The following is a 20,476-nucleotide window of genomic DNA, read 5'->3' as shown; positions in this document are numbered from 1 at the left end:
AGCTCAGTGGTCCTGTCTGCTGATCCAGGGGACCCGCTGCCCGACGGCGGCAGGTCGGCACCAGCGTAGGGCGGGTGCGGGAGGGCGGTCAATGGCCGCGCTTTGTGACAGGCATGCTTGGCGGCGGAGGAAGTACCAGCCCGTGAGGCGGCGGAACACGCATTTCACATTGCGAAATTAAATTTCCAGAAAACTATGGCGCGGACCACACTCCGGTGCTAATCTCGAGTTGCCAAAGGCGGGCACCCGGACTCCGGGAAGCTATCTACCAGGCGCAACTTAACCTTCAAAAGCACATGCTGAAGCCTGGTAACCGTCGCACTTGGTCCTTTCCGTTCCGTCGCGGGGTACCGGCTTCCACAGCAAAGGGAGTCGCATCATGAGTACCACCGTCACGGCCGAGGCATTCCTGGCCAGGTCCATCCGGTTGGCAACCGCCAACGTCCTGAACAGCGGCGGCCCGTTCGGCGCCGTGATCGTCACCGCCGACGGTCAGGCGTTCGACGGCGTCAACCGGGTCACCGCCGACAACGATCCCACCGCCCACGCCGAGGTCACCGCCATCCGCCGCGCCTGCAGCGGGCTGGGCACCTTCGACCTCCGCGGGGCAACCCTCTACAGCAGTTGCGAGCCGTGCCCCATGTGCCTCGCCTCGGCGCTCTGGGCCCGCATCGACCGGGTTGTCTTCGGCGCCGACCGGCACGACGCCGCCTCCGTTGGCTTCGACGACGCCGTTTTCTACGAGTACTTCGACAACGAGGACCGCCACGCACTGATGCCGGTCTCCAAGCTGGAGCTCGGCCACCCCGAAGCCCCCGCCATCCTGGAACCGTTCAACACCTGGAACACGCTCGACTCCAGGATTGACTACTAGGGCCCGGTGGCTGAAATGACAATCCTGGACAATACCGCTGAACAGCAGGCTGCGCTTCTTGACGCAGGGCAGACGGCGGCACCCGAAAAGAACCCGGCAACCGGCAAAACGCAGCGGGGCAACGGCCCCAAGCCCCCGGCGTCGAACTCGTTCCTTGACCGCTTCTTCCACATCACCCGGCGCGGTTCCACCGTTGCCCGGGAGGTGCGGGGCGGGCTGGTCACCTTCTTCACGATGGCTTACATCGTCATCCTTAATCCGCTGATCCTGGGCGGCTTCAGCGCGGACAACGCCCCGACGGACGTCGCCGGCGGCTGGCTTTCCGCGGCGCAGGTGGGCGCAGTCACCGGCCTGACAGCCGGCGTCATGACCATCGCGTTCGGCCTGATCGCCAACCTGCCGTTCGGCCTGGCCGCGGGACTGGGCATCAACTCCTTCCTCGCGGTGGCGGTGATCCAGGAGGTCACCTGGGCCGAGGCCATGGGCCTGGTGGTCATCAACGGCATCCTGATCGTCCTGTTTGGTGTCACCGGCGCGCGGACCGCGATTTTCCGGGCCGTGCCCAAGGAACTCAAGGCCGCCATCACTGTGGGCATCGGCTTGTTCATCGCCTTCATCGGCTTCGTGGACTCGGGCTTCGTCAAGGCCACCGCCGGCGGACCGCCCGTCCAGCTCGGCGACAACGGCTCCATCACCTCCATCCCCACCATGGTGTTCATCGTGGGCCTGCTGGTCATGGGCATCCTGGTGGCACGGAAGGTCCAGGGCGGCCTGCTCATCGGCATCGTGGCCACCACGGTTCTGGCCGCCGTCGTGGAGGCATTCCTGCACATCGGTCCCGCCAGCGAAACCAACCCTGGCGGCTGGCACCTGAACACGCCGGTGCTCTCGGGTCATCTGGTCTCCGCGCCGGACCTTGGGCTGGTGGGCCAGTTCGACCTGTTCGGCGCCTTTGGCCGGATCGGCGGCCTGGCCGCGACGATGCTGGTGTTCACGCTCGTCTTCACCAACTTCTTCGACGCCATGGGCACCATGACCGGGCTGGCGAAGAGCGCGGGAGTGGCGCACAAGGACGGCACGTTCCCCCGGCTCAAGTCCGCCTTCATCGTCGAAGGCGTGGGCGCGGTGGTGGGCGGCGGGACGTCGGGTTCCTCCAACACCGTGTACATCGACTCCGCTGCGGGGATTGGTGAGGGGGCGCGCACCGGGTTGGCCTCGGTGGTCACCGGAGCACTGTTCCTCGGGTCCATGTTCCTCACCCCGCTCACCAGCGTGGTGCCGCTCGAGGTGGCTGCCGCCGCCCTGGTGGTGGTCGGCGCGATGATGATGGCCCAGATCCGCGAGATCAAGTTCACCAAGTTCGCCGTGGCACTGCCGGCCTTCCTGACCATCGTCACCATGCCGCTGAGCTACTCGATCGCCAACGGGATCGGCGTGGGCTTCGTGAGCTGGGCGGTCATCGGCGCGGCCTCCGGCAAGGCGAAGAAGATCCACCCGCTGATGTGGGTGGTGACCGTGGGCTTTGTGGTCTACTTCGCGCGGGGTCCGGTCAGCGCGCTGCTCGGGGCGTAAAAATGCCCTGCGACGCGCAAACGGCCGGAGGACACGGGAATCCGCGCATCCCCGGACCGTTTGCGCGTCGCTGGGCCGGACCGGCGTCGTACGCTTTCCACTACCAAGGATAGGAACGAGAATATGGGCACCATCGCACGGGAAGAGGGAGTGCTGCCATGCTGGATCTGATGCCTTCTCTGGCCGGCTGGCGCCCGGCGGCCTCCGGGCAACGGTGCGCCGTGGCCACCATCATCACCGCCAGCGGCTCCGTGCCGCGGCCGCCCGGGACGTCCATGCTGGTATCTGAATCCGGCGAGATACTCGGCAGCCTCTCCGGCGGCTGTGTGGAAGGGGCCGTGGTTGCCTCGGCGCTGGAAGTGATGGCCGACGGCGGCACCCGCCTTGAGGCGTTCGGCTTCAGCAGGGAGGATGCATTTGCCGTCGGGCTCACCTGCGGCGGTGAGCTGGAGGTCCATATCCAGACCCTGGACGGCAGCGCCGCCGGGCTCGGGGACCTCCACAGGTTTGCCGCCGGGGACCCCGAACGGCCGCTGGCCCTGATCCGGCGCATCGACGGCGTGTCCGGCAGGACCGTGTCCGGCAGGAGCGTGCCCGACGGGACCGTGTCCGGCAGGACCCTGTCCGGCAGTCCATTGGGGGCTGCCGGAACCCAGGACGCCGGAACTCAAGCTGCCGGCACTCAGGGATCCGGAACAACGGGGGCGGCGGGCACACAGCCGCCGTCCGTCGTCGTGGTTCCGGATCCCGGCACCTTTGAGGTTGCGGGATCGGCTGAGTTTGCAGCCCTGCTGGGGCTGGACGGCTTGCATCTGGACGGCTTGCATCTGGACGCCGGGGCCAGGCGGGAAGCACTCCTGGCGGCAGCGGCCCAGCTCGAACCGCTGCTGCGCGGCGGCCGGACGGGGCTGGTCCGGCTGGCACCACCGCAGGGCTGCGGCGTTTCCGGCAGGGGCGCCCACGGTATTGATGGCGGCGTGGTGTCGCCCGAGCCCGTGACGCTGCTGGTGGAGAGCCGCCTGCCGCAGGCCCGGCTGCTGGTGTTTGGCGCCAATGACTTCGGCGCGGCGCTGGTGCCGGCCGCGAAGCTGCTCGGCTACCGTGTCACACTGTGCGACGCCCGGCCGGCGTTCGCGGCGCAGGAGCGTTTCGCCGCTGCGGACGAGGTGGCCACCGACTGGCCGCACCGGTATCTCGCCGCGGAAGCCGCCGCAGGCCGGATCGACCGCCGCACGGTCATCTGCGTCCTCACCCACGACCCCAAGTTCGACATTCCCCTGCTGCAGGAAGCCTTGGAGCTTGATGTTGCCTTCGTCGGCGCCCTGGGCTCGCGACGCAGCCACCGGCAGCGCATCGACGGGCTGCTCGAGGCCGGGGTGGCACCGGAGCGGCTGGCACGGCTGCATTCGCCCATCGGTCTGGATCTCGGTGCCGTCACACCGGCGGAAGTGGCCGTCTCCATCACCGCGGAGCTGATCGCGGCGCGCAGCGGTTCCGTCGCCTGCACACCATTGCGGAACGGCACCGGACCCATCCATTCCCTTTCCGCAGCCGGGAGCCCCAGCGCAGAACCGGCATTCAATAAAGAACAGGCATCCCAGGAGATCGCATGGACATGAACACCATCGAGGCGGTGGTCCGCACCACCGACCCCGCCGACTGGCGCGACGGCGACGCCTGGCTGGCCGGAGGCACAGTCCTCTTTTCCTACGGCAGCACAGCCTTTGGGCCCGAGCCGCTGCGGCGACTGCTGGACCTCGGCTCCGCCGGCTGGCAGCCCGTCACGGTGACTGCGGACGGCATCGAGCTCGCCGCCACGTGCACCGTCGCCGAACTGTACGCGCTCCCCGGGACGCTCTTCCGCGCGGGCCCGGCCGGCCACGCGGTAGAAACAGAACAGCATGCGCAGGCCTGGCCTGGCCTGGATCTGATCCGGCCCTGCTGCGACTCCTTCGTGGCGTCCTTCAAGGTCTGGAACATGTCCACCGTGGGCGGCAACCTGTGCACATCCCTGCCGGCCGGCCCCATGATCTCGCTGTCCGCAGGACTGGACGGCACGGCCACGGTCCTCGGCCCGGGAGACTCCCGACGGGAGCTGCCGGTGGCCGACTTCATCACCGGGGACGGGCAAAACGCCCTGGCACCCGGCGAGCTGCTCCGCAGCGTCAGCCTGCCGGCGTCGGCACTGTCCTCCCGGGTGGCGTTCCGCCGGCTCTCGCTGAGCAACCTCGGCAGGTCGGGGGTGCTGCTGATCGGAAGGCTCGACGGCGGCGGCCGGTTCACGCTCACCGTCACCGCCGCCACCAAACGGCCCGTGCAGCTCCGGTTCGGTTCCCTGCCGGACGCGCCGGAGCTGGGCGACGGACTCGAGGCCGCCATCCCGGCAGGCCTGTACCACGACGATATCCACGGGCTGCCCGCGTGGCGCCGCGACGTGACGCACCGCCTGGCAGAGGAAATCCGGGTAGAACTCGGCCTCCCGGCCGGAGCCCCGGCAGCCGTGTCCGGCGACTTCTGGCCGCCCCAGCAGACACAGCAGCAGACACAGCAGCAGACCCGGCAGATGAAGAGAGGGGCCTGAGCATGGCCATGGAAATCAACGGCGCGCCGGTGGAGGCGCAGCCGCGTCCCGGCCAGTGCCTGCGCACGTTCCTTCGGGAGCAGGGCAACTTCGGCGTGAAGAAGGGCTGCGACGGCGGCGACTGCGGTGCCTGCACCGTCCACGTGGACGGCACCCCGGTGCACAGCTGCATCTACCCGGCCGTGCGCGCGGAGGGCCACGCCGTCACCACGATCGAAGGCCTCGCAGCCACGAACCGGACTTCCGCCAGTGAAGGAGCTGACCTGCACCCCATGCAGCAGCAGTTCCTGGACCGCCAGGGCTTCCAGTGCGGCTTCTGCACCGCGGGCATGATCATGACGGCCGCCACGTTCGACGACGCGCAGAAGGAAAACCTGCCGCGCAACCTCAAGGGCAACCTGTGCCGGTGCACCGGATACCGGGCCATCGCGGACGCCGTCTGCGGCCACGAAGGACACCCGGCCCCGGAAGGCCCAGGCTCGGGGATCGCGGGCGAGGGGCAGCCCGCCCCGGAGCCCGGCCGGCTCGGGGACGACGTCCCGGCCCCCGCCAGCCGCGCGGTGGTTACGGGGCAGGCGCGCTACACGCTGGACGTCCCGGCCGAGGCGCTGCCCGGCCTGCTGCACATGAAGCTCGTGCGTTCACCGCACGCGCACGCGCGCGTCGTGTCCATCGACACCGCGGCGGCCATGGAGGTGCCGGGAGTGGTGGCCGTGCTCACCGCCGAGGACGCCCCGGACCAGCTGTACTCGAGCGCCCAGCACGAGCTCTACACCGACGACCCTGACGACACCCGGCTGCTGGACACCGTGGTGAGGTTCCGCGGGCAGCGGGTGGCCGCCGTCGTCGCGGAATCGGTGGGCGCCGCGGAAGCCGGCGTCCGCGCTGTCCGCGTGACGTATGAGGAACTGCCCGCGGTGTTCACCCCGCAGGACGCCATCCGGCCCGGCGCGCCCGCCCTGCATGGGGACAAGGACGCCGGCACGGCGCGGATCGCCCAGCCGGGGCGGAACATCGTGGCCGAGCTGCACTCCGAGCTTGGCACCGTCAGCGACGGCTTCGCGGCCGCCGACTTCATCCACGAGCAGACCTACCGCACCCAGCGGGTCCAGCACGTCGCGCTGGAAACCCATGCCGCCATCGCCTCGGTGGACGACGACGGCAGGCTGCAGGTGCGCACGTCCAGCCAGGTTCCGTTCCTGGTCCGCCGCACGCTCTGCCGCGTGTTCGGGCTGCCGGAGGACCAGGTCCACGTGGTGGCGGGCCGGGTGGGCGGCGGTTTCGGCGGCAAGCAGGAGGTGCTGACGGAGGACATCGCCGCGCTCGCGGCCCTGAAACTGCGGCGCCCCGTGCAGCTGGAATTCACCCGGACCGAGCAGTTCACCGCCAGCACCACGCGGCACCCGTTCACCATCAAGGTCAAGGCAGGCGCCAGCAGTGACGGCAGGCTCACGGCGCTGCAGCTGGACGTCCTTACGAACACGGGCGCCTATGGCAACCACGCCCCTGGGGTCATGTTCCACGGCTGCGGCGAATCCCTGGCCGTCTACAAATGCGCCAACAAGAAGGTCGACGCGCACGCCGTCTATACGAACACCGTGCCGTCCGGTGCCTTCCGCGGTTACGGGCTCAGCCAGATGATCTTCGCCATCGAATCGGCCATCGACGAACTGGCTGCAGGCATCGGCATGGACCCGCTGGAGTTCCGCCGCCGCAACATGGTCCGCGAGGGCGACGACATGCTCTCCACCCATTCCGAACCCGAAGAGGACGTCCACTACGGCAGCTACGGGCTGGACCAGTGCACGCGCCTGGTGCAGGACGCGCTGGAACGCGGCCGCGAACGCTACCGGTCCGCCGGCCTTGACGACCTCGGCCCGGACTGGGTCACGGGGGAGGGTACGGCCCTGTCCATGATCGACACCGTTCCGCCGCGGGGCCACTTCGCCCACTCGAAGCTCCGGCTCCTGGCCGACGGAACGTACGCCGCCGACGTCGGAACCGCCGAATTCGGCAACGGCACCACCACGGTGCACGCACAGCTGGCGGCCACGGCACTGTCCACGACTGCCGCGCGGGTCGCCGTCCGGCAGTCCGACACGGACCTGATCGAGCACGACACCGGTGCCTTCGGCTCGGCCGGCACGGTCGTGGCCGGCAAGGCCACACTGGCCGCCGCCGAGGAACTGGCCGTCCGGATCCGGGCGTTCGCCGCCGGCATCCGGCAGATCCAGGCCTCCGGATGCGTGCTCGACGGCGACGCCGTCGTCTGCGAGGGAACCCGGGTGCCGCTTACTGAACTGTTCGACGCCGCCCGGCAGGCCGGCGTCGAACTCGAGGCAGAGGGGCGCTGGGGCGGCACACCGCGCTCGGTGGCCTTCAACGTCCACGGTTTCCGCGTGGCCGTGAACACCGGGACCGGCGAGCTGCGGATCCTGCAGAGCGTGCAGGCGGCGGACGCCGGCGTCGTGGTGAACCCGCGGCAGTGCCGGGGCCAGATCGAGGGCGGGATTGCCCAAGCCCTGGGCGCCGCCCTCTACGAGGAGGTCCGGGTGGACGACGCCGGCCGGGTCACCACGGACATCCTCCGGCAGTACCACATCCCGTCCTTCGCCGACGTGCCGCGCAGCGAGGTGTACTTCGCCGATACGAACGACGCGATGGGACCGCTCGGGGCCAAGTCGATGAGCGAAAGCCCCTTCAACCCTGTGGCACCGGCGCTGGCCAACGCCATCCGGAATGCCACCGGCGTCCGGTTCGCCGAGCTGCCGATCGCCCGGGACAAGATCTACCTGGGGCTCAAGGCGGCGGGACTCGTTCCCAACGGCGTTCCCGACGGCATTCCCGCAGGTCCGGGCAACGCGCAGTCACTTTGCGCCCCATGAACCGCAGGGGAGGGCGCGAAGTGACCCCGCGTGGGGTCGGCAACATATAGTCGGGGGATGGAACAGCGCATCTTAGGCAAGACCGGACGGAACGTTTCAGTCGTTGGACTGGGGACCTGGCAGCTCGGCGCGGACTGGGGCAACGTTGACCCGGCGCAGGCGCAGGCCATCCTCGCGGCCTCGGCGGAGGCCGGCGTGACCTTCTTCGACACCGCGGACGTCTACGGGGACGGCCGCAGCGAGCAGGCCATCGGGGCGTTCCTCGCCGACAACCCGGGCACGGGCATCACGGTAGCCACGAAGATGGGCCGCCGGCTGGAGCAGCGTCCGGAAAACTACAACCTCGCCAACTTCCGCGAATGGGTGGACCGGTCGCGCCGCAACCTGCGCACCGAGGCTCTGGACCTGGTCCAGCTGCACTGCCCGCCCACCGCCGTGTACAGCCGGGCCGAGGTGTACGACGCCCTAGACACCCTCGTTGCCGACGGTGCCATTCGGAACTACGGCGTCAGCGTGGAGCGGACCGACGAAGCCCTCGAAGCCCTGCGGCACGAGGGCACGGCGTCCGTGCAGATCATCCTGAACGCCTTCCGACTCAAGCCGCTGGAGGAGGTGCTCCCCGCTGCGAAGGCCGCGGGCGTGGGCATCATTGCCCGGGTTCCGCTCGCCTCCGGCCTGCTGTCCGGGAAGTACACCAAGGAAACCGTCTTCGCCGAGGACGACCACCGCAACTACAACCGCGCCGGTAACGCCTTCGACGTCGGAGAGACCTTCTCCGGGGTGGACTACGAGCTGGGGCTCAAGGCCGTGGCCGAGTTCGAACAGCTGGTGCCGGAGGGTACCGGCACCGCGCAGGCCGCGATCGCGTGGGTCGCCGCGCAGGACGGCGTCACGTCCGTCATTCCCGGTGCCCGTTCAGTGGAGCAGGCCAGGGCCAACGCCGCCGCGGCCGCTACGGTACTCAGCCCGGAGTTCGACGAAGGCGTGCGCTGGATCTATGACCACTACTTCAGCGAGGCCGTCCACCCCCGCTGGTAAAGCATGACCTCCTCGCCGATCGAAGACTTCGCTGACCGGCTCGCTGCCGTCGAAACCGGCCCGGCCTGCACCAACTTCTTCGACCACTCGGATCCCGCCAACGCCCTGCGCCGGCAAAACCTGCTGGCCTATCTCAGCGACATGCTGGACCGGGCCCCGAAGGTGCTGCTGGTGGGGGAGGCGCCGGGCTTCCGGGGCATGCGGATCACGGGGGTCCCGTTCACCAACCGCACCATGTTCCAGGGGCCGGCCAATCCCTTCGGACTGTTCGGTTCCGGGAAAGGGTACGTGCTGCCGCCGGAGGCGGCCGGCGTCGCCGCCGAGCCGACCGCCACAGTCATGTGGGAAGTCCTTGCCGAGCTCGGCTTCCTCCCTTTGCTCTGGAGCGCATGCCCCTGGCATACCCATCTGCCGGGACGGCCGCTGTCCAACCGCACGCCCACACCCGCGGAAGCGGCGCTGGGCACCCCGTTCTGGCAGGCGCTGACCGGGATCTTTCCCATCGAAACCGTGGTGGCCGTGGGGAACGTGGCACACACCAGCCTTCGCCGCAGCGGCCTGGACGTGCCAAAAATCAGGCATCCCGCCCACGGCGGGAGGGCCCGCTTCAAGCAGGGACTGCACGAACTTCTTGCGGCGGGAATGGCGCAGTGACTGCCGGCCGCGCCGCCCCCACCCGCCGCTGAACTGGCCGGGGCCGCTGACCTAGCCGAGCAGGTGCAGCTGGTCCGGGGTGTCGAGGTCTTCGCCGCCGGTCTGGCCTGATCCGGGTGGCGGCGTGCAGTCCACCAGGTCGATCAGTTCCGGGTGGGCCTGGAGGAAGAACCGGGCGCCGGCGTCTCCGGCCGCCGATGCCGCAGCACCCGCGCGCAGGGTGGCGTCGAGCAACAGCGGGTGGCCGCGCCGGAGCTTGCCCGAATCATCGGCGTAGGCGGCGGCCGTCACCCGGCCCGGCCGGTGTGCCCGCAACAGCCGGGCGACAATTTCCGCTGTCAGCCCGGGCTGGTCCACGAGCGCCACCAGCACATGGTCTTCCGGGCGTGCGCGGTCCAGCCCCGCCTGGAACGAACTTCCCATTCCGCCGGCCCACTCCGGGTTCTCCACCACGGTGTGCCGGGCCAGGTCGGTCCGGGCGCGGACGTCCGCAGCGCCCGCGCCGAGCACCACCACAACGTCCCGGCAGCCGCCGTCGAGCAGCACGTCCGCCAGGACCTCCACGAGGGTGCGGCCGCGGAATGGAAGCAGCGCCTTCGGGCCGCGTCCCAGGCGGGTACCGGCACCCGCCGCCAGCAGCACGCCCGAGGTCCGGGGAAGCGGGGAGGCGGTCATGGAACCACCCTAGGCCATGCCGGATTTGGCGCCCGGACCGGACGTCCGGTCCGGATGCGGCGGAATCCTACCCGGTGGTAGGGGTGGTTCGTCCAGTGAATGGCGGCTAACGTCGGATATGTCGTGTTGGCAATTGGGGGTCGTAATGGCGGCTGCAACGGTGCAGCTGGCGGAAGGAGCGTATATGGCAGGTTCATTCGTAATCGAGACGGCGGGCGCGGGACAGTACCGGTTCAGGCTGACGGCGGACGACGGAACCGTGGTTGCGGTTTCGCCCAGCTTTCCCAACATCAAGGCAGTTGCCGCGGGGATCACGGCAGTCCGGGAGAGCGCAGCAACAGGCTTCGTCGTCGACCGCAGGCATCCCTGACGTATCCAAACACGACGGCGGCCCCCACCATGAGGTGAGGGCCGCCGTCGTTTTTTAATGTGTCGCCAGTCCGGTTTCGACAGGCTCAACCAGCGGGATAGGGCTCAGGAGTCGCCGCCGGCTCCTCCCGTTGTTCCCGCCGTGACGTCCAGGAGTTTGTAGCGGTCCATGGCGTACGACGGCGCGCCCTCCTGCACTGCGCCCCTCGCCGCCAGCAGCTGGAGGGTTTTGACGACGATGGAGTGGGTGTCGTTTTTGAAGTAGCGGCGGGCGGCGGCGCGGGTGTCGGAGAAGCCGAAGCCGTCGGCGCCGAGGGTGGCGAAGTCGTTCGGGATGAACTGCCGGATCTGGTCCGGAACGGCCTTCATGTAGTCCGAGACGGCGATGACGGGGCCCTGGGCTCCGGCGAGCTGCCTGGTGACGAAGGGTTCGCGGGCGTCCTGGCCGGGGTTGAGGAAGGCTTCCTCTTCGGCGGCGAGGCCGTCGCGGCGCAGTTCGTTCCAGGAGGTGACGGACCAGACGTCGGCGGAGACGCCCCAGTCTTCGGCGAGGATCCGCTGGGCTTCGAGGGCCCAGGGGACGGAGACGCCGGAGGCGAGGATCTGGCTCTTGGGGCCTTCGGTGGTGGAGGCTGCGAGCTTGTAGATGCCCTTCAGGACGCCTTCGACGTCGAGGTTCTCCGGTTCGGCGGGCTGGGTGATGGGCTCGTTGTAGACCGTGAGGTAGTACATCAGGTTCCGGTCTGCGTTGTTTCCTTCGGAGGCTGGCCCGTACATGCGTTCGAGGCCGTCGCGGACGATGTGGCCCATTTCGTAGCCGTAGGCGGGGTCGTAGGTGACCACGGCGGGGTTGGTGGAGGCCAGCAGCGGGGAGTGTCCGTCGGCGTGCTGGAGGCCTTCGCCGGTGAGGGTGGTCCGTCCTGCGGTGGCGCCGATGATGAAGCCGCGGGTCATCTGGTCGGCGGCGGCCCAGAAGGCGTCGCCGGTGCGCTGGAAGCCGAACATGGAGTAGAACACGTAGACCGGGACCAGGGGCACGCCGTGGGTGGCGTAGGCGGTGCCGGCGGCGGTGAAGGCTGCCACGGCGCCGGCTTCGTTGATGCCGGGGTGGATCAGCTGTCCCTGCGCGGATTCCTTGTAGGCCAGGACCAGGTCCCGGTCCACGGACAGGTAGTTCTGGCCGCCAGGGTTGTAGATCTTCGCGGTCGGGAAGAAGGCGTCCATGCCGAAGGTCCGCGACTCGTCCGGCACGATGGGGACAATCCGGTGCCCGAACTTTTTGTCGCGGAGCAGGTCCTTCAGGAGGCGGACGAACGCCATGGTGGTCGCGGCCTGCTGCTTGCCCGAACCGCGCTTGGCGACGTCGAACGTCATGGCGTCCGGCATCTCCACCGCCCCCTGGCCGGAACGGCGTTCAGGTACGGACCCGCCCAATGCCTTCCGCCGCTCCAGGAGGTAGGCGATCTCGGGTGCGTCCGGACCGGGGTGGTAATACGGAGGCCGGTAAGGATCCTCTTCGAGCCGGGCGTCGGAAATGGGAATCCTCAAGTAATCCCTGAATTCCTTCAGGTCGTCGAGGGTGAGTTTTTTCATCTGGTGGGTGGCGTTGCGGCCTTCGAAGTGCGGGCCCAGGCCGTAGCCCTTGACCGTTTTGGCCAGGATCACGGTGGGTTTGCCCTTGAATTCGGTCGCGGCCTTGTACGCGGCGTAGACCTTGCGGTAGTCGTGCCCGCCGCGTTTGAGGTTCCAGATCGCGTCATCGGTCAGGTCAGCGACCAGGTCCTTGGTCTGGGGGGTTTTCCCGAAGAAGTGTTCCCGGACGAACCCGCCGGATTCGGCCTTGTAGGTCTGGTAGTCCCCGTCCGGGGTTTCGTTCATGATCTGCACCAGCGACCCGTCCGTGTCGCGGGTGAGCAGGTCATCCCATTCCCGGCCCCAGACGACCTTGATCACGTTCCAGCCCGCGCCGCGGAAGAACGCCTCGAGTTCCTGCATGATCTTGCCGTTGCCGCGCACCGGCCCGTCCAGGCGCTGGAGGTTGCAGTTGATCACGAAGTTCAGGTTGTCCAGGTTCTCGTTCGCGGCGAGCTGGAGCAGGCCGCGGGACTCGGGCTCGTCCATTTCCCCGTCACCCAGGAACGCCCAGACCTGCTGGTCCGAGGTGTCCTTCAGGCCGCGGTTGTGCAGGTACCGGTTGGACTGGGCCTGGTAGATCGCGTTCATCGGGCCGATGCCCATCGACACGGTCGGGAACTCCCAGAAGTGCGGCATCAGCCGCGGGTGCGGGTAGGAGGAGAGCGCGTGGCCTTCCTTGGACTTTTCCTGCCGGAACCCGTCCAGGTCCTCCTCCGAGAGCCGGCCTTCCATGAACGCCCGGGCGTACATGCCCGGGGACGCGTGGCCCTGGAAGAACACCTGGTCCCCGCCGCCGGGGTGGTCCTTGCCGCGGAAGAAGTGGTTGAACCCGACCTCGTACAGGGTCGCGGCACCGGCGTAGGTCGAGATGTGCCCGCCCACACCGATCTCGGGCCGCTGCGCCCGGTGCACCATCACCGCCGCGTTCCAGCGCATGTACGCCCGGTACCGGCGCTCGAACTCCTCGTTCCCCGGGAATTCCGCTTCCTGGTCCACCGGGATCGTGTTCACATAATCCGTGGTGGTCACCATCGGAACCCCGACGCTCTGCGCGCCGGCACGCTGCAGGAGACTGCGCATGATGTATTGGGCACGCTCCGTGCCCTGTTCCCTGATCAGCGCGTCCAGGGACTCAACCCACTCGGCGGTCTCTTCCGGATCACGATCAGGCAGCTGGTTAGTCAACCCGCTGAGGATATGGGAGGTATCTTCTCCTGCAGCCACGGCAGCCTCGTTTCATCTTTGAATGCTGGGCTCATGTTTTCGTATTGTGAGAAAACATTCTTGCTGTTCGAGATTATCCGCCAGGCTGGACCCGGTCAAACGTGCAGCGGTCCCTGTGGTGCGACCTGGCCCGTCAATGCCTAGCCCGCGGTTTGTGACCACGACCCCTCCATCGGGAGCCTTGACCGGAGGGTGATGCAGGTCATACCCTTATTTCACTATTCAACAAACTTATTTCGCGATGTGGAATAACAGCAGTGATCGTCCGGCCAAGGGTCATCCGATCGAGGGCTCACCACCGCGGAAATCCCAGAACTGGAGATCCAGATGCACACGACTCCACCAGTCGGCGTCGAACCGGCTCCCGTCCCGACAGCGTCGTCGGACCAGCCCGTTCACCAGACCACGGCCACCGATGCCCTGTGCGAAGCGGCCAGCGCCGCAGCCGCCCGCGACATCAGCCCCAGCCTCTACAACACTGACCTCGCACCCACCAAGCGGCAAGGCCGCCGCTGGACGGGGTACAGCATCTTCACCCTGTGGGCGAACGACGTGCACAGCCTCGGGAACTACGCGTTCGCCGTCGGACTCTTTTCCCTGGGCCTCGGGGGCTGGCAGATTCTCACCGCCCTGGCCATCGGGGCGGTTCTCCTCTTCGTCCTGCTCAGCTTCTCCGGTTTCATGGGGCAAAAAACGGGCGTTCCGTTTCCTGTCATGAGCCGCATCAGTTTCGGCATCCGCGGCGCCCAGCTCGCCAGCCTTCTGCGTGGCGCGGTGGCGGTGGCGTGGTTCGGCATCCAGACGTTCCTTGCCTCGGTGGTGCTCCGCGTGATGCTGGTGGCCATGGTTCCGTCCCTCCATGACCTGGACACCAACTCCATCCTCGGCCTGAGCACGCTGGGCTGGATCTCCTTCGTGGGGCTGTGGATCGTGCAGCTTGTCATTGTCAGCTTTGGCATGGAGATGATCCGCAAGTACGAGGCCTTCGCCGGTCCGGTCATCCTGGTGACAATGGTCCTGCTGGCTGTCTGGGTCTTCATCGAGGCGCGCGGTTCCATCCAGTGGACGGGCATCCGGGGCCTCGAGGGCGGCGAAATGTGGCGGACCATTTTCGCCGGCGGCGCCCTCTGGGTCTCCATCTACGGAACATTCGTCCTGAACTTCTGCGACTTCACCCGCTCCGCCGTGTCCAAGAAGTCCATCGTGCGCGGCAACTTCTGGGGCATCCCGATCAACATGCTCCTGTTCGGCGCCATTGTGGTGGTCCTGGCCGGCGGACAGTACAAGATCAACGGCACCATCATCGAAACGCCGTCCGACATCGTCCAAAGCATTCCCAATACCCTGTTCCTGGTGCTGGCCTGCCTCGCGATCCTCATTCTGACCATCGCAGTCAACCTCATGGCCAACTTCGTCGCCCCCGTATATGCCCTCACCAACCTCTTCCCCAAGCGCCTCAACTTCCGCCGGGCGGCCTGGGTAAGCGGCACCATCGGCCTGGTCATCCTGCCGTGGAACCTCTACAACAACCCGCTTGTGATCGTCTACTTCCTGGGCGGGCTGGGTGCCCTGCTCGGGCCGCTGTTCGGCGTGGTCATGGCCGACTACTGGCTGCTCCGCCGCGGAAAGGTCAACGTCCCCGAGCTCTACAGCGAGGACCCGGCCGGGGCCTACTTCTATAAGCGGGGCGTCAATCCGCGGGCCATCATCGCGCTGGTGCCAGCGGCCGTCCTGGCCATCCTCGTCGCATTCGTCCCGGCCTTTGAAGCGGCGGCGCCGTTTGCCTGGTTCTTCGGCGCCGGCGTTGGTGCACTGAGCTACTACGTGATCGCCGACCGCCACCAGCACTTTGAGGACGTCGACGGCGAGGCGATCGCCGTCGCCAGCACCCACTAAGAAGCACCAAGTCCCCGCTTCCATCCAGGAGGAACCATGCGCATACTCGTTGCGAACGTCAACACCACCCAGTCCATGACCGATTCCATCGCTGCCCAGGCACGCAGCATCGCGGCGGCGGGCACCGAGATCGTCGGGATCACGCCGCGTTTCGGGGCCGACTCCTGCGAAGGCAACTTTGAGAGTTACCTGGCCGCGATCGCCGTGATGGACGCCGTGGTGAATTATCCGGAACCGTTCGACGCTGTCATCCAGGCCGGCTACGGCGAGCACGGCCGGGAGGGGCTGCAGGAGCTGCTGGACGTTCCCGTCGTCGACATCACCGAGGCGGCGGCCAGCACGGCCATGTTCCTCGGCCACAAATACTCGGTTGTCACGACCCTGGACCGCGCGGTGCCGCTCATCGAGGACCGGCTCAAGCTGGCCGGCCTCGATGCGCGCTGTGCTTCGGTGCGGGCCAGCGGGATGGCCGTGCTGGAGCTGGAGGAGGAACCGGAGCGGGCGGTCGAGGCCATCATCAGCCAGGCTCTGCTCGGCGTCCGGGAGGACAAGGCCGAGGTGATCGTGCTGGGCTGCGGCGGCATGGCGGGCCTGGACGAACAGATCCGGCAGCGGGCCGGAGTGCCCGTCGTCGACGGCGTTGCCTCCGCCGTGACCATCGCGGAGTCCCTGGTCCGGATGCAGCTCTCCACGTCCAAGGTGCGGACGTACGCCACGCCGCGGCCCAAGACCGTCATAGGCTGGCCGCTGGTGGCCAATGACGTTCCCGCCACCGCGTAAGGTTCCAACAGCCGCCCAGGTTCCAACAACTCCAGGAGAAGCAGCATGACCGTTCCACCCACAACGGGACGGGTCGCCGTCGTCACCGGTGCCGGTTCGGGCATCGGACGCGCGGTTGCCCGGCAAATGCTGGCGGACGGTTACCGGGTGGCCCTGGCGGGCCGCCGTGAGCAGCAGCTCCTGGAAACAGCGGACGGGCATCCGGACGCGCTTGCGGTGCCGTGCGATGTCACCGTGCCCGACGACGTCGAACGCCTTTTCGCTTCAGTCCTCCGGCGCTGGGGCCGGGTGGACGTCCTGTTCAACAACGCCGGTGTCTTCGGCCCGGCGGCATCGGTGGATGAGATCACCCTGGCGGACTGGGACGCCACTGTGGCCGTGAACCTGACCGGTTCGGTGCTGTGCGCCGGGGCGGCCGTCCGGGCGATGAAGGCGCAGTCGCCGCAGGGCGGGCGGATCATCAACAATGGCTCCATCTCGGCGCACTCACCCCGGCCGCGGACCGTGGCCTACGCCGTCACCAAGCACGCCATGACGGGCCTGACCAAGAGCATCGAGCTGGACGGCCGGGGGTTCGGGATCACCTGCGGGCAGATCGACATCGGCAACACGGCCACGGAAATCATGGACACCATCGGGGTTGGCTCGGGGGCGTTGCAGGCCGACGGAAGCCGCAGGGTGGAACCGATGTTCCCGGTGGAGGACGCGGCCCGTGCAGTGCTGATGATGGCCGGGATGCCGCCGTCGGCCAGCGTGGGCTCAGTGGTCATCACGGCCGCGGGAATGCCCTTCATAGGCCGAGGCTGACCTCTTCCCTCCGCCTTCCTCCTTGCCCGAGCAGAGGCGTCCGCGTGCCCAAATCGTGCGTGCCCGACCTTGCCGCACCCGTCCGTTCGCACGCCGCACTTGATCCGACATCTTCGCCAGCCTGGTCACCGCTGCCGAAGTCCACGGCGTCCCGCTGTCGACGTGGGCGGAGTTCAGGCCCGGCTGCGCAAGCAGGGCTGGCCGCGGTAGGAGTTTTGGCTCAGATACCGGCCGCTGGCCGGCCCTCAAAGTCGCGACAAGTGCACAAAAACCCAATTGTGACCGGCCAATTAGTTCCGCATCGTGAAAACTGAATTTCCTCTTGCGGAATTGTGTGACCGGGGTTACGTTGGAAGCAGACCCCGATCCGGGGCAGTTCCCAATTGATAGGTACAGATCAATGAAGATCCCAGATTCCGCGGCGCTGAAGGCGAGTTCGGTGCCGTCGAAGAAGAAGCCCCTGTATAGGTCGCTCTTCTTCCAAATTCTGATCGCCGTCGTGGCAGGTGTTCTCATAGGGCATTTCTGGCCGGACCTTGGCTCCCAGCTGAGGCCGCTCGGTGACGGCTTCATCCAGCTCATCAAAATGATCATCGCGCCGCTGATCTTCCTCGTGATCGTCACGGGAATTTCGGCCGTCGGCGACGTCAAGGCGGTCGGAAGGGTAGGAGTCAAGGCTCTTCTCTACTTCACAGCGGCCACACTCTTCGCCCTGGTCTTCGGCCTGATTGTCGGCAACGTCGTCCAGCCCGGAGCAGGCCTGAATATCGATCCGAGCACTCTGTCCCAGGAGGCTCTCGACGCCAAGACCGGCCACGCCGTGCCGAAAGACGCAGCGGCCTTCATCCTGGACGTCATCCCCACCAGCGTCATCGGCGCCTTCGCCAGCAACAGCCTGCTGCAGGTCCTCTTCTTCTCCGTCTTCTTCGGCGCCGCAATTGTGGTCATCGGCCGGGAGCGCTGCATGCCGGTCATCAGCCTCATGGAGACGGTCCTCGAACTCATCTTCAAGATCATGTCCTGGATCATGAAGGTGGCCCCGATCGGTGCCTTCGGTGCGATGGCCTTCATCATCGGCCAGTACGGGCTGGACACCCTGGGCACCTACGCGATGCTGATTGCCGCCTGCTACGGCGCCGCGGTGGTGTTCATCGGGCTCCTGTTCGTTGTGGCCTGGAGCTTCGCCAGGGTTCCGCTGTGGCAGTTCCTCAAGTACACCCGCGAGGAATTCCTGCTGGCCCTGGGCACTGCGTCCACGGAAGCGGTGATGCCGCGCATCATGACCAAGCTGACGAATGCCGGATGCTCCCGGGCCACCACCGGCCTGGTGGTGCCCACGGGCTACTCGTTCAACCTGGACGGTGCGGCGATCTACCTGTCCATCTCCCTGCTGTTCCTCGCCCAGGCCTTCGGCCACCACCTGGACCTCGGCCAACAGCTCGCGGCCCTCGGCGTCCTGCTGCTGACCTCAAAGGGCATGGCCGGCGTTCCCGGCTCGTCCTTCCTGGCACTGTCCGCGACGGCGGCGGCGCTCGGAATCTTTCCGGTGGCCGGCGTCGCGCTGCTCCTCGGGGCCGACCGGCTCATGGACTCCATGCGCGTGGTGGTCAACCTGCTGGGCAACTGCGTGGCGACCTTCGTGGTCTCGAAATGGGAGGGTCAGTTCGACCGCAGCGTCATGGTCCGGGCGTTCCGCGGCGAGATCACCAACCACGATTCGGCCGTGATGCTCGGTGTCGAGGAAGACTTCCAAGAGCAGGAACTGGAACGGATCAGCGGAGGCGGGCAGGCTTCGCCCAAGTTCCGCGGCGGCCCGAGCCCCGATCAGATGCCGGAGTTCCAGATGAGCAGGCCGTCGGCCGCCATCAACCACGAATAACGTACGGAGTTTCTGCACAGATATTGGCCGCTACGGACCCTTGAGGTCGCGGTATCTGCGCAAAAACTCCAGAGGACAGAGGGCAGGATCCCGTCCGAGACTGAGCAGTTCAGGCTTGGGCGGGGTCCTGCCTTTCCTGTGGGAACGGGAAGCGGAGCTCAGAGCGGTAGTAGGGCTGAGAGGTCGGCGCGCAGGCCCGAAGCCGCCACGCGTCCGGCGCTGACGGCGTCCGCCCAGCTCAGCCGGCCGGTCACCATCGCCAGCCAGGTGGCGGCGTCGCACTCAATGACGTTCGGGGGAGTGCCGCGGGTGTGCCGCGGGCCCTCCACACACTGCGTGACGCCGAACGGCGGCACCCGCACCTCCACCGAATTCCCCGGCGCCCGGGCGGTGACCTCCTCCAGGGAGTACCGGACCGCCGTCGCGGTCACAGAGCGGGGAACCGCTGGTGCCGCGGGCGCGGCTGGAACAGCGTCCGACGGCGGGACGGCACCTGCCGCCCATTGGCTCAGTGCCGCTTGGCCGTCGGCCGGGTCGATTCTGCGGCGCGCAACTGCCACCGGTGCCTCCTTGAAAAGCTAAAAGTACGTTAGTCCAGCAGTGCCGAGACGGCATGGCCCAAGCGGATCTTGCCCACCGGGCGGCCGCCGCCGAGGACCGGCTCCACCACCTTCTCGAGCACGCTGGACACCCCCGGGATGTCGACGGCCCCGCAGGCTGCCAGCAGGGTCAGCCCGACCAGCGAGGTGGCCCGCAGGTTGCCGTCGAGCACCTTGAGCGCCACGGAAACCCCCTGGGACGTGGCCATGACCAGGATGCCCTCAGCACCGATCTTGGCGATGACGTCCAACTCCTCCATGACGATCGTGTTGGCCTCGCCTCTGCCCTGGACCGCCCACGGGTAGTCCAGCATGGAGGTTGCGATCGTGGCGGCGCGGGCGTTGGAGGTCTTGTCGGAAGGGGCCTTGGCGAGCAGCGAGTAAGCGCGGGCCAACCCGGTCAGCGAGATGGCCGCAACCGGTGCGCCGCAGCCGTCGATGCCCAGGTGCGCGATCCGCTCGCCGGAGTACTCCTCGATCACGGTGCGGATGCGCTGCTGCAGCGGGTGGTTGGGTTCCAGGTAGCTGTGCGTGTCCCAGCCGTTCTCGGTGCAGGCCCACAGGAACGCCGCGTGCTTTCCCGAGCAGTTGAACGCCAGCCGGGACTTACCCCGCTCAGACCGGGTCAGCCAGGTCCGGGCTGTCTCGTCCTGCGGCCACGCGGCGGGGCACTGCAGCTGGTCCTCCTTGACGCCCGCGGCCTTGAGCATGCCCTCGACGACGTCCATGTGGTCGAGGGACCCGGTGTGGCTGGCGCAGGCGAGCGCCACCTGGGCGCCGCGCAGGGGAACGCCGGACTGCATCGCCGCCAGCGCCTGCAGGGGCTTGAGCGTGGAGCGCGCCAGGATGGGGGTGGAGATGTCGCCAAGCTGGGTGACCACGTGGCCGTCCGCGGCGAGCACCACGGCCGCCCCGATGTGGCGGGACTCCACGAATCCGCTTCGTTCAACCACGGCGAGTTCGACGGCGGAATCCACAGTGAACGTGGCGTGCGAATTTAGGGCCATG

16 protein-coding genes are annotated in these 20,476 nt (G+C 67.7%); 12 read left to right on the top strand and 4 right to left on the bottom strand.

The genetic code is table 11. The annotated features are described in order from the left end of the window. Positions 1–379 precede the first annotated feature (379 nt). The 7 genes from ABRP34_RS10195 (at position 380) to ABRP34_RS10165 (ending at position 9,604) form a co-directional block, all read left to right on the top strand. Positions 380–874 carry a nucleoside deaminase gene (locus ABRP34_RS10195; protein WP_353713129.1) on the top strand — a complete coding sequence of 165 codons (495 nt, stop codon included), beginning with the start codon at positions 380–382 and terminating at the stop codon, positions 872–874. Positions 875–889: 15 nt separating this feature from the next. Continuing rightward, entirely contained in the window at positions 890–2,446 is a 1,557-nt protein-coding gene (locus tag ABRP34_RS10190) for an NCS2 family permease (RefSeq protein WP_353713344.1), read from the top strand. Positions 2,447–2,604: 158 nt separating this feature from the next. Then, on the top strand, positions 2,605–4,065 hold the full coding sequence (locus tag ABRP34_RS10185) for an XdhC family protein (protein ID WP_353713128.1): 1,461 nt from the start codon (positions 2,605–2,607) through the stop codon (positions 4,063–4,065). Further along, complete coding sequence (locus ABRP34_RS10180; protein ID WP_353713127.1) at positions 4,056–5,027, top strand: FAD binding domain-containing protein; 972 nt, start codon at positions 4,056–4,058, stop codon at positions 5,025–5,027. The genes ABRP34_RS10185 and ABRP34_RS10180 overlap by 10 nt, the downstream gene beginning before the upstream one ends. Positions 5,028–5,029: 2 nt before the next feature. Then, on the top strand, positions 5,030–7,912 hold the full coding sequence (locus ABRP34_RS10175; RefSeq protein WP_353713126.1) for a molybdopterin cofactor-binding domain-containing protein: 2,883 nt from the start codon (positions 5,030–5,032) through the stop codon (positions 7,910–7,912). A gap of 57 nt (positions 7,913–7,969) precedes the next feature. Further along, positions 7,970–8,950: an aldo/keto reductase gene (locus ABRP34_RS10170; RefSeq protein ID WP_353713125.1), complete on the top strand. Its 981-nt coding sequence runs from the start codon at positions 7,970–7,972 to the stop codon at positions 8,948–8,950. 3 nt (positions 8,951–8,953) lie between these two features. Then, positions 8,954–9,604, top strand: a complete 651-nt coding sequence (locus ABRP34_RS10165; RefSeq protein ID WP_353713124.1) for a uracil-DNA glycosylase — start codon at positions 8,954–8,956, stop codon at positions 9,602–9,604. Positions 9,605–9,655: 51 nt separating this feature from the next. Here the strand turns inward: ABRP34_RS10165 and nboR are convergent, their stop codons facing one another. Further along, positions 9,656–10,279 carry a nicotine blue oxidoreductase gene (gene nboR / locus ABRP34_RS10160; RefSeq protein WP_003806321.1) on the bottom strand — a complete coding sequence of 208 codons (624 nt, stop codon included), beginning with the start codon at positions 10,277–10,279 and terminating at the stop codon, positions 9,656–9,658. 184 nt (positions 10,280–10,463) lie between these two features. On the opposite strand from nboR, the gene ABRP34_RS10155 reads away from it, so the two are divergent. Further along, complete coding sequence (locus tag ABRP34_RS10155; protein ID WP_003806320.1) at positions 10,464–10,649, top strand: YegP family protein; 186 nt, start codon at positions 10,464–10,466, stop codon at positions 10,647–10,649. Between the two features lie 104 nt (positions 10,650–10,753). Here the strand turns inward: ABRP34_RS10155 and aceE are convergent, their stop codons facing one another. After that, positions 10,754–13,507, bottom strand: coding sequence for a pyruvate dehydrogenase (acetyl-transferring), homodimeric type (aceE, locus tag ABRP34_RS10150; protein ID WP_353713123.1), 2,754 nt, complete (start codon positions 13,505–13,507; stop codon positions 10,754–10,756). A 327-nt stretch (positions 13,508–13,834) separates the two neighbouring features. Between aceE and ABRP34_RS10145 the strand changes: the two genes are divergently transcribed. The 4 genes from ABRP34_RS10145 to ABRP34_RS10130 all read left to right on the top strand — a co-directional run bounded on the left by ABRP34_RS10145 (position 13,835) and on the right by ABRP34_RS10130 (position 18,869). Next, positions 13,835–15,403 carry an NCS1 family nucleobase:cation symporter-1 gene (locus ABRP34_RS10145; RefSeq protein ID WP_353713122.1) on the top strand — a complete coding sequence of 523 codons (1,569 nt, stop codon included), beginning with the start codon at positions 13,835–13,837 and terminating at the stop codon, positions 15,401–15,403. A 36-nt stretch (positions 15,404–15,439) separates the two neighbouring features. After that, complete coding sequence (locus ABRP34_RS10140) at positions 15,440–16,183, top strand: aspartate/glutamate racemase family protein (protein ID WP_353713121.1); 744 nt, start codon at positions 15,440–15,442, stop codon at positions 16,181–16,183. A gap of 45 nt (positions 16,184–16,228) precedes the next feature. Beyond that, positions 16,229–16,990: an SDR family oxidoreductase gene (locus ABRP34_RS10135; RefSeq protein WP_353713120.1), complete on the top strand. Its 762-nt coding sequence runs from the start codon at positions 16,229–16,231 to the stop codon at positions 16,988–16,990. 400 nt (positions 16,991–17,390) lie between these two features. Continuing rightward, positions 17,391–18,869 (top strand): cation:dicarboxylase symporter family transporter, encoded by a 1,479-nt coding sequence (locus ABRP34_RS10130; protein WP_353713119.1) that lies wholly within the window; start codon positions 17,391–17,393, stop codon positions 18,867–18,869. A 158-nt stretch (positions 18,870–19,027) separates the two neighbouring features. Here ABRP34_RS10130 and ABRP34_RS10125 read toward each other — a convergent pair whose 3' ends face one another. Then, complete coding sequence (locus ABRP34_RS10125; protein ID WP_353713118.1) at positions 19,028–19,429, bottom strand: sterol carrier family protein; 402 nt, start codon at positions 19,427–19,429, stop codon at positions 19,028–19,030. 29 nt (positions 19,430–19,458) lie between these two features. Then, positions 19,459–20,475: an asparaginase gene (locus ABRP34_RS10120; RefSeq protein ID WP_003797902.1), complete on the bottom strand. Its 1,017-nt coding sequence runs from the start codon at positions 20,473–20,475 to the stop codon at positions 19,459–19,461. Position 20,476 lies beyond the last annotated feature (1 nt).

The organism is Arthrobacter sp. K5 (genome assembly GCF_040448525.1).
GTDB classification, from domain to species: Bacteria; Actinomycetota; Actinomycetes; order Actinomycetales; family Micrococcaceae; genus Arthrobacter; species Arthrobacter globiformis.
Note: the sequence above shows the minus strand (reverse complement) of the source record. Positions and strands in the feature narration are given on the sequence as shown.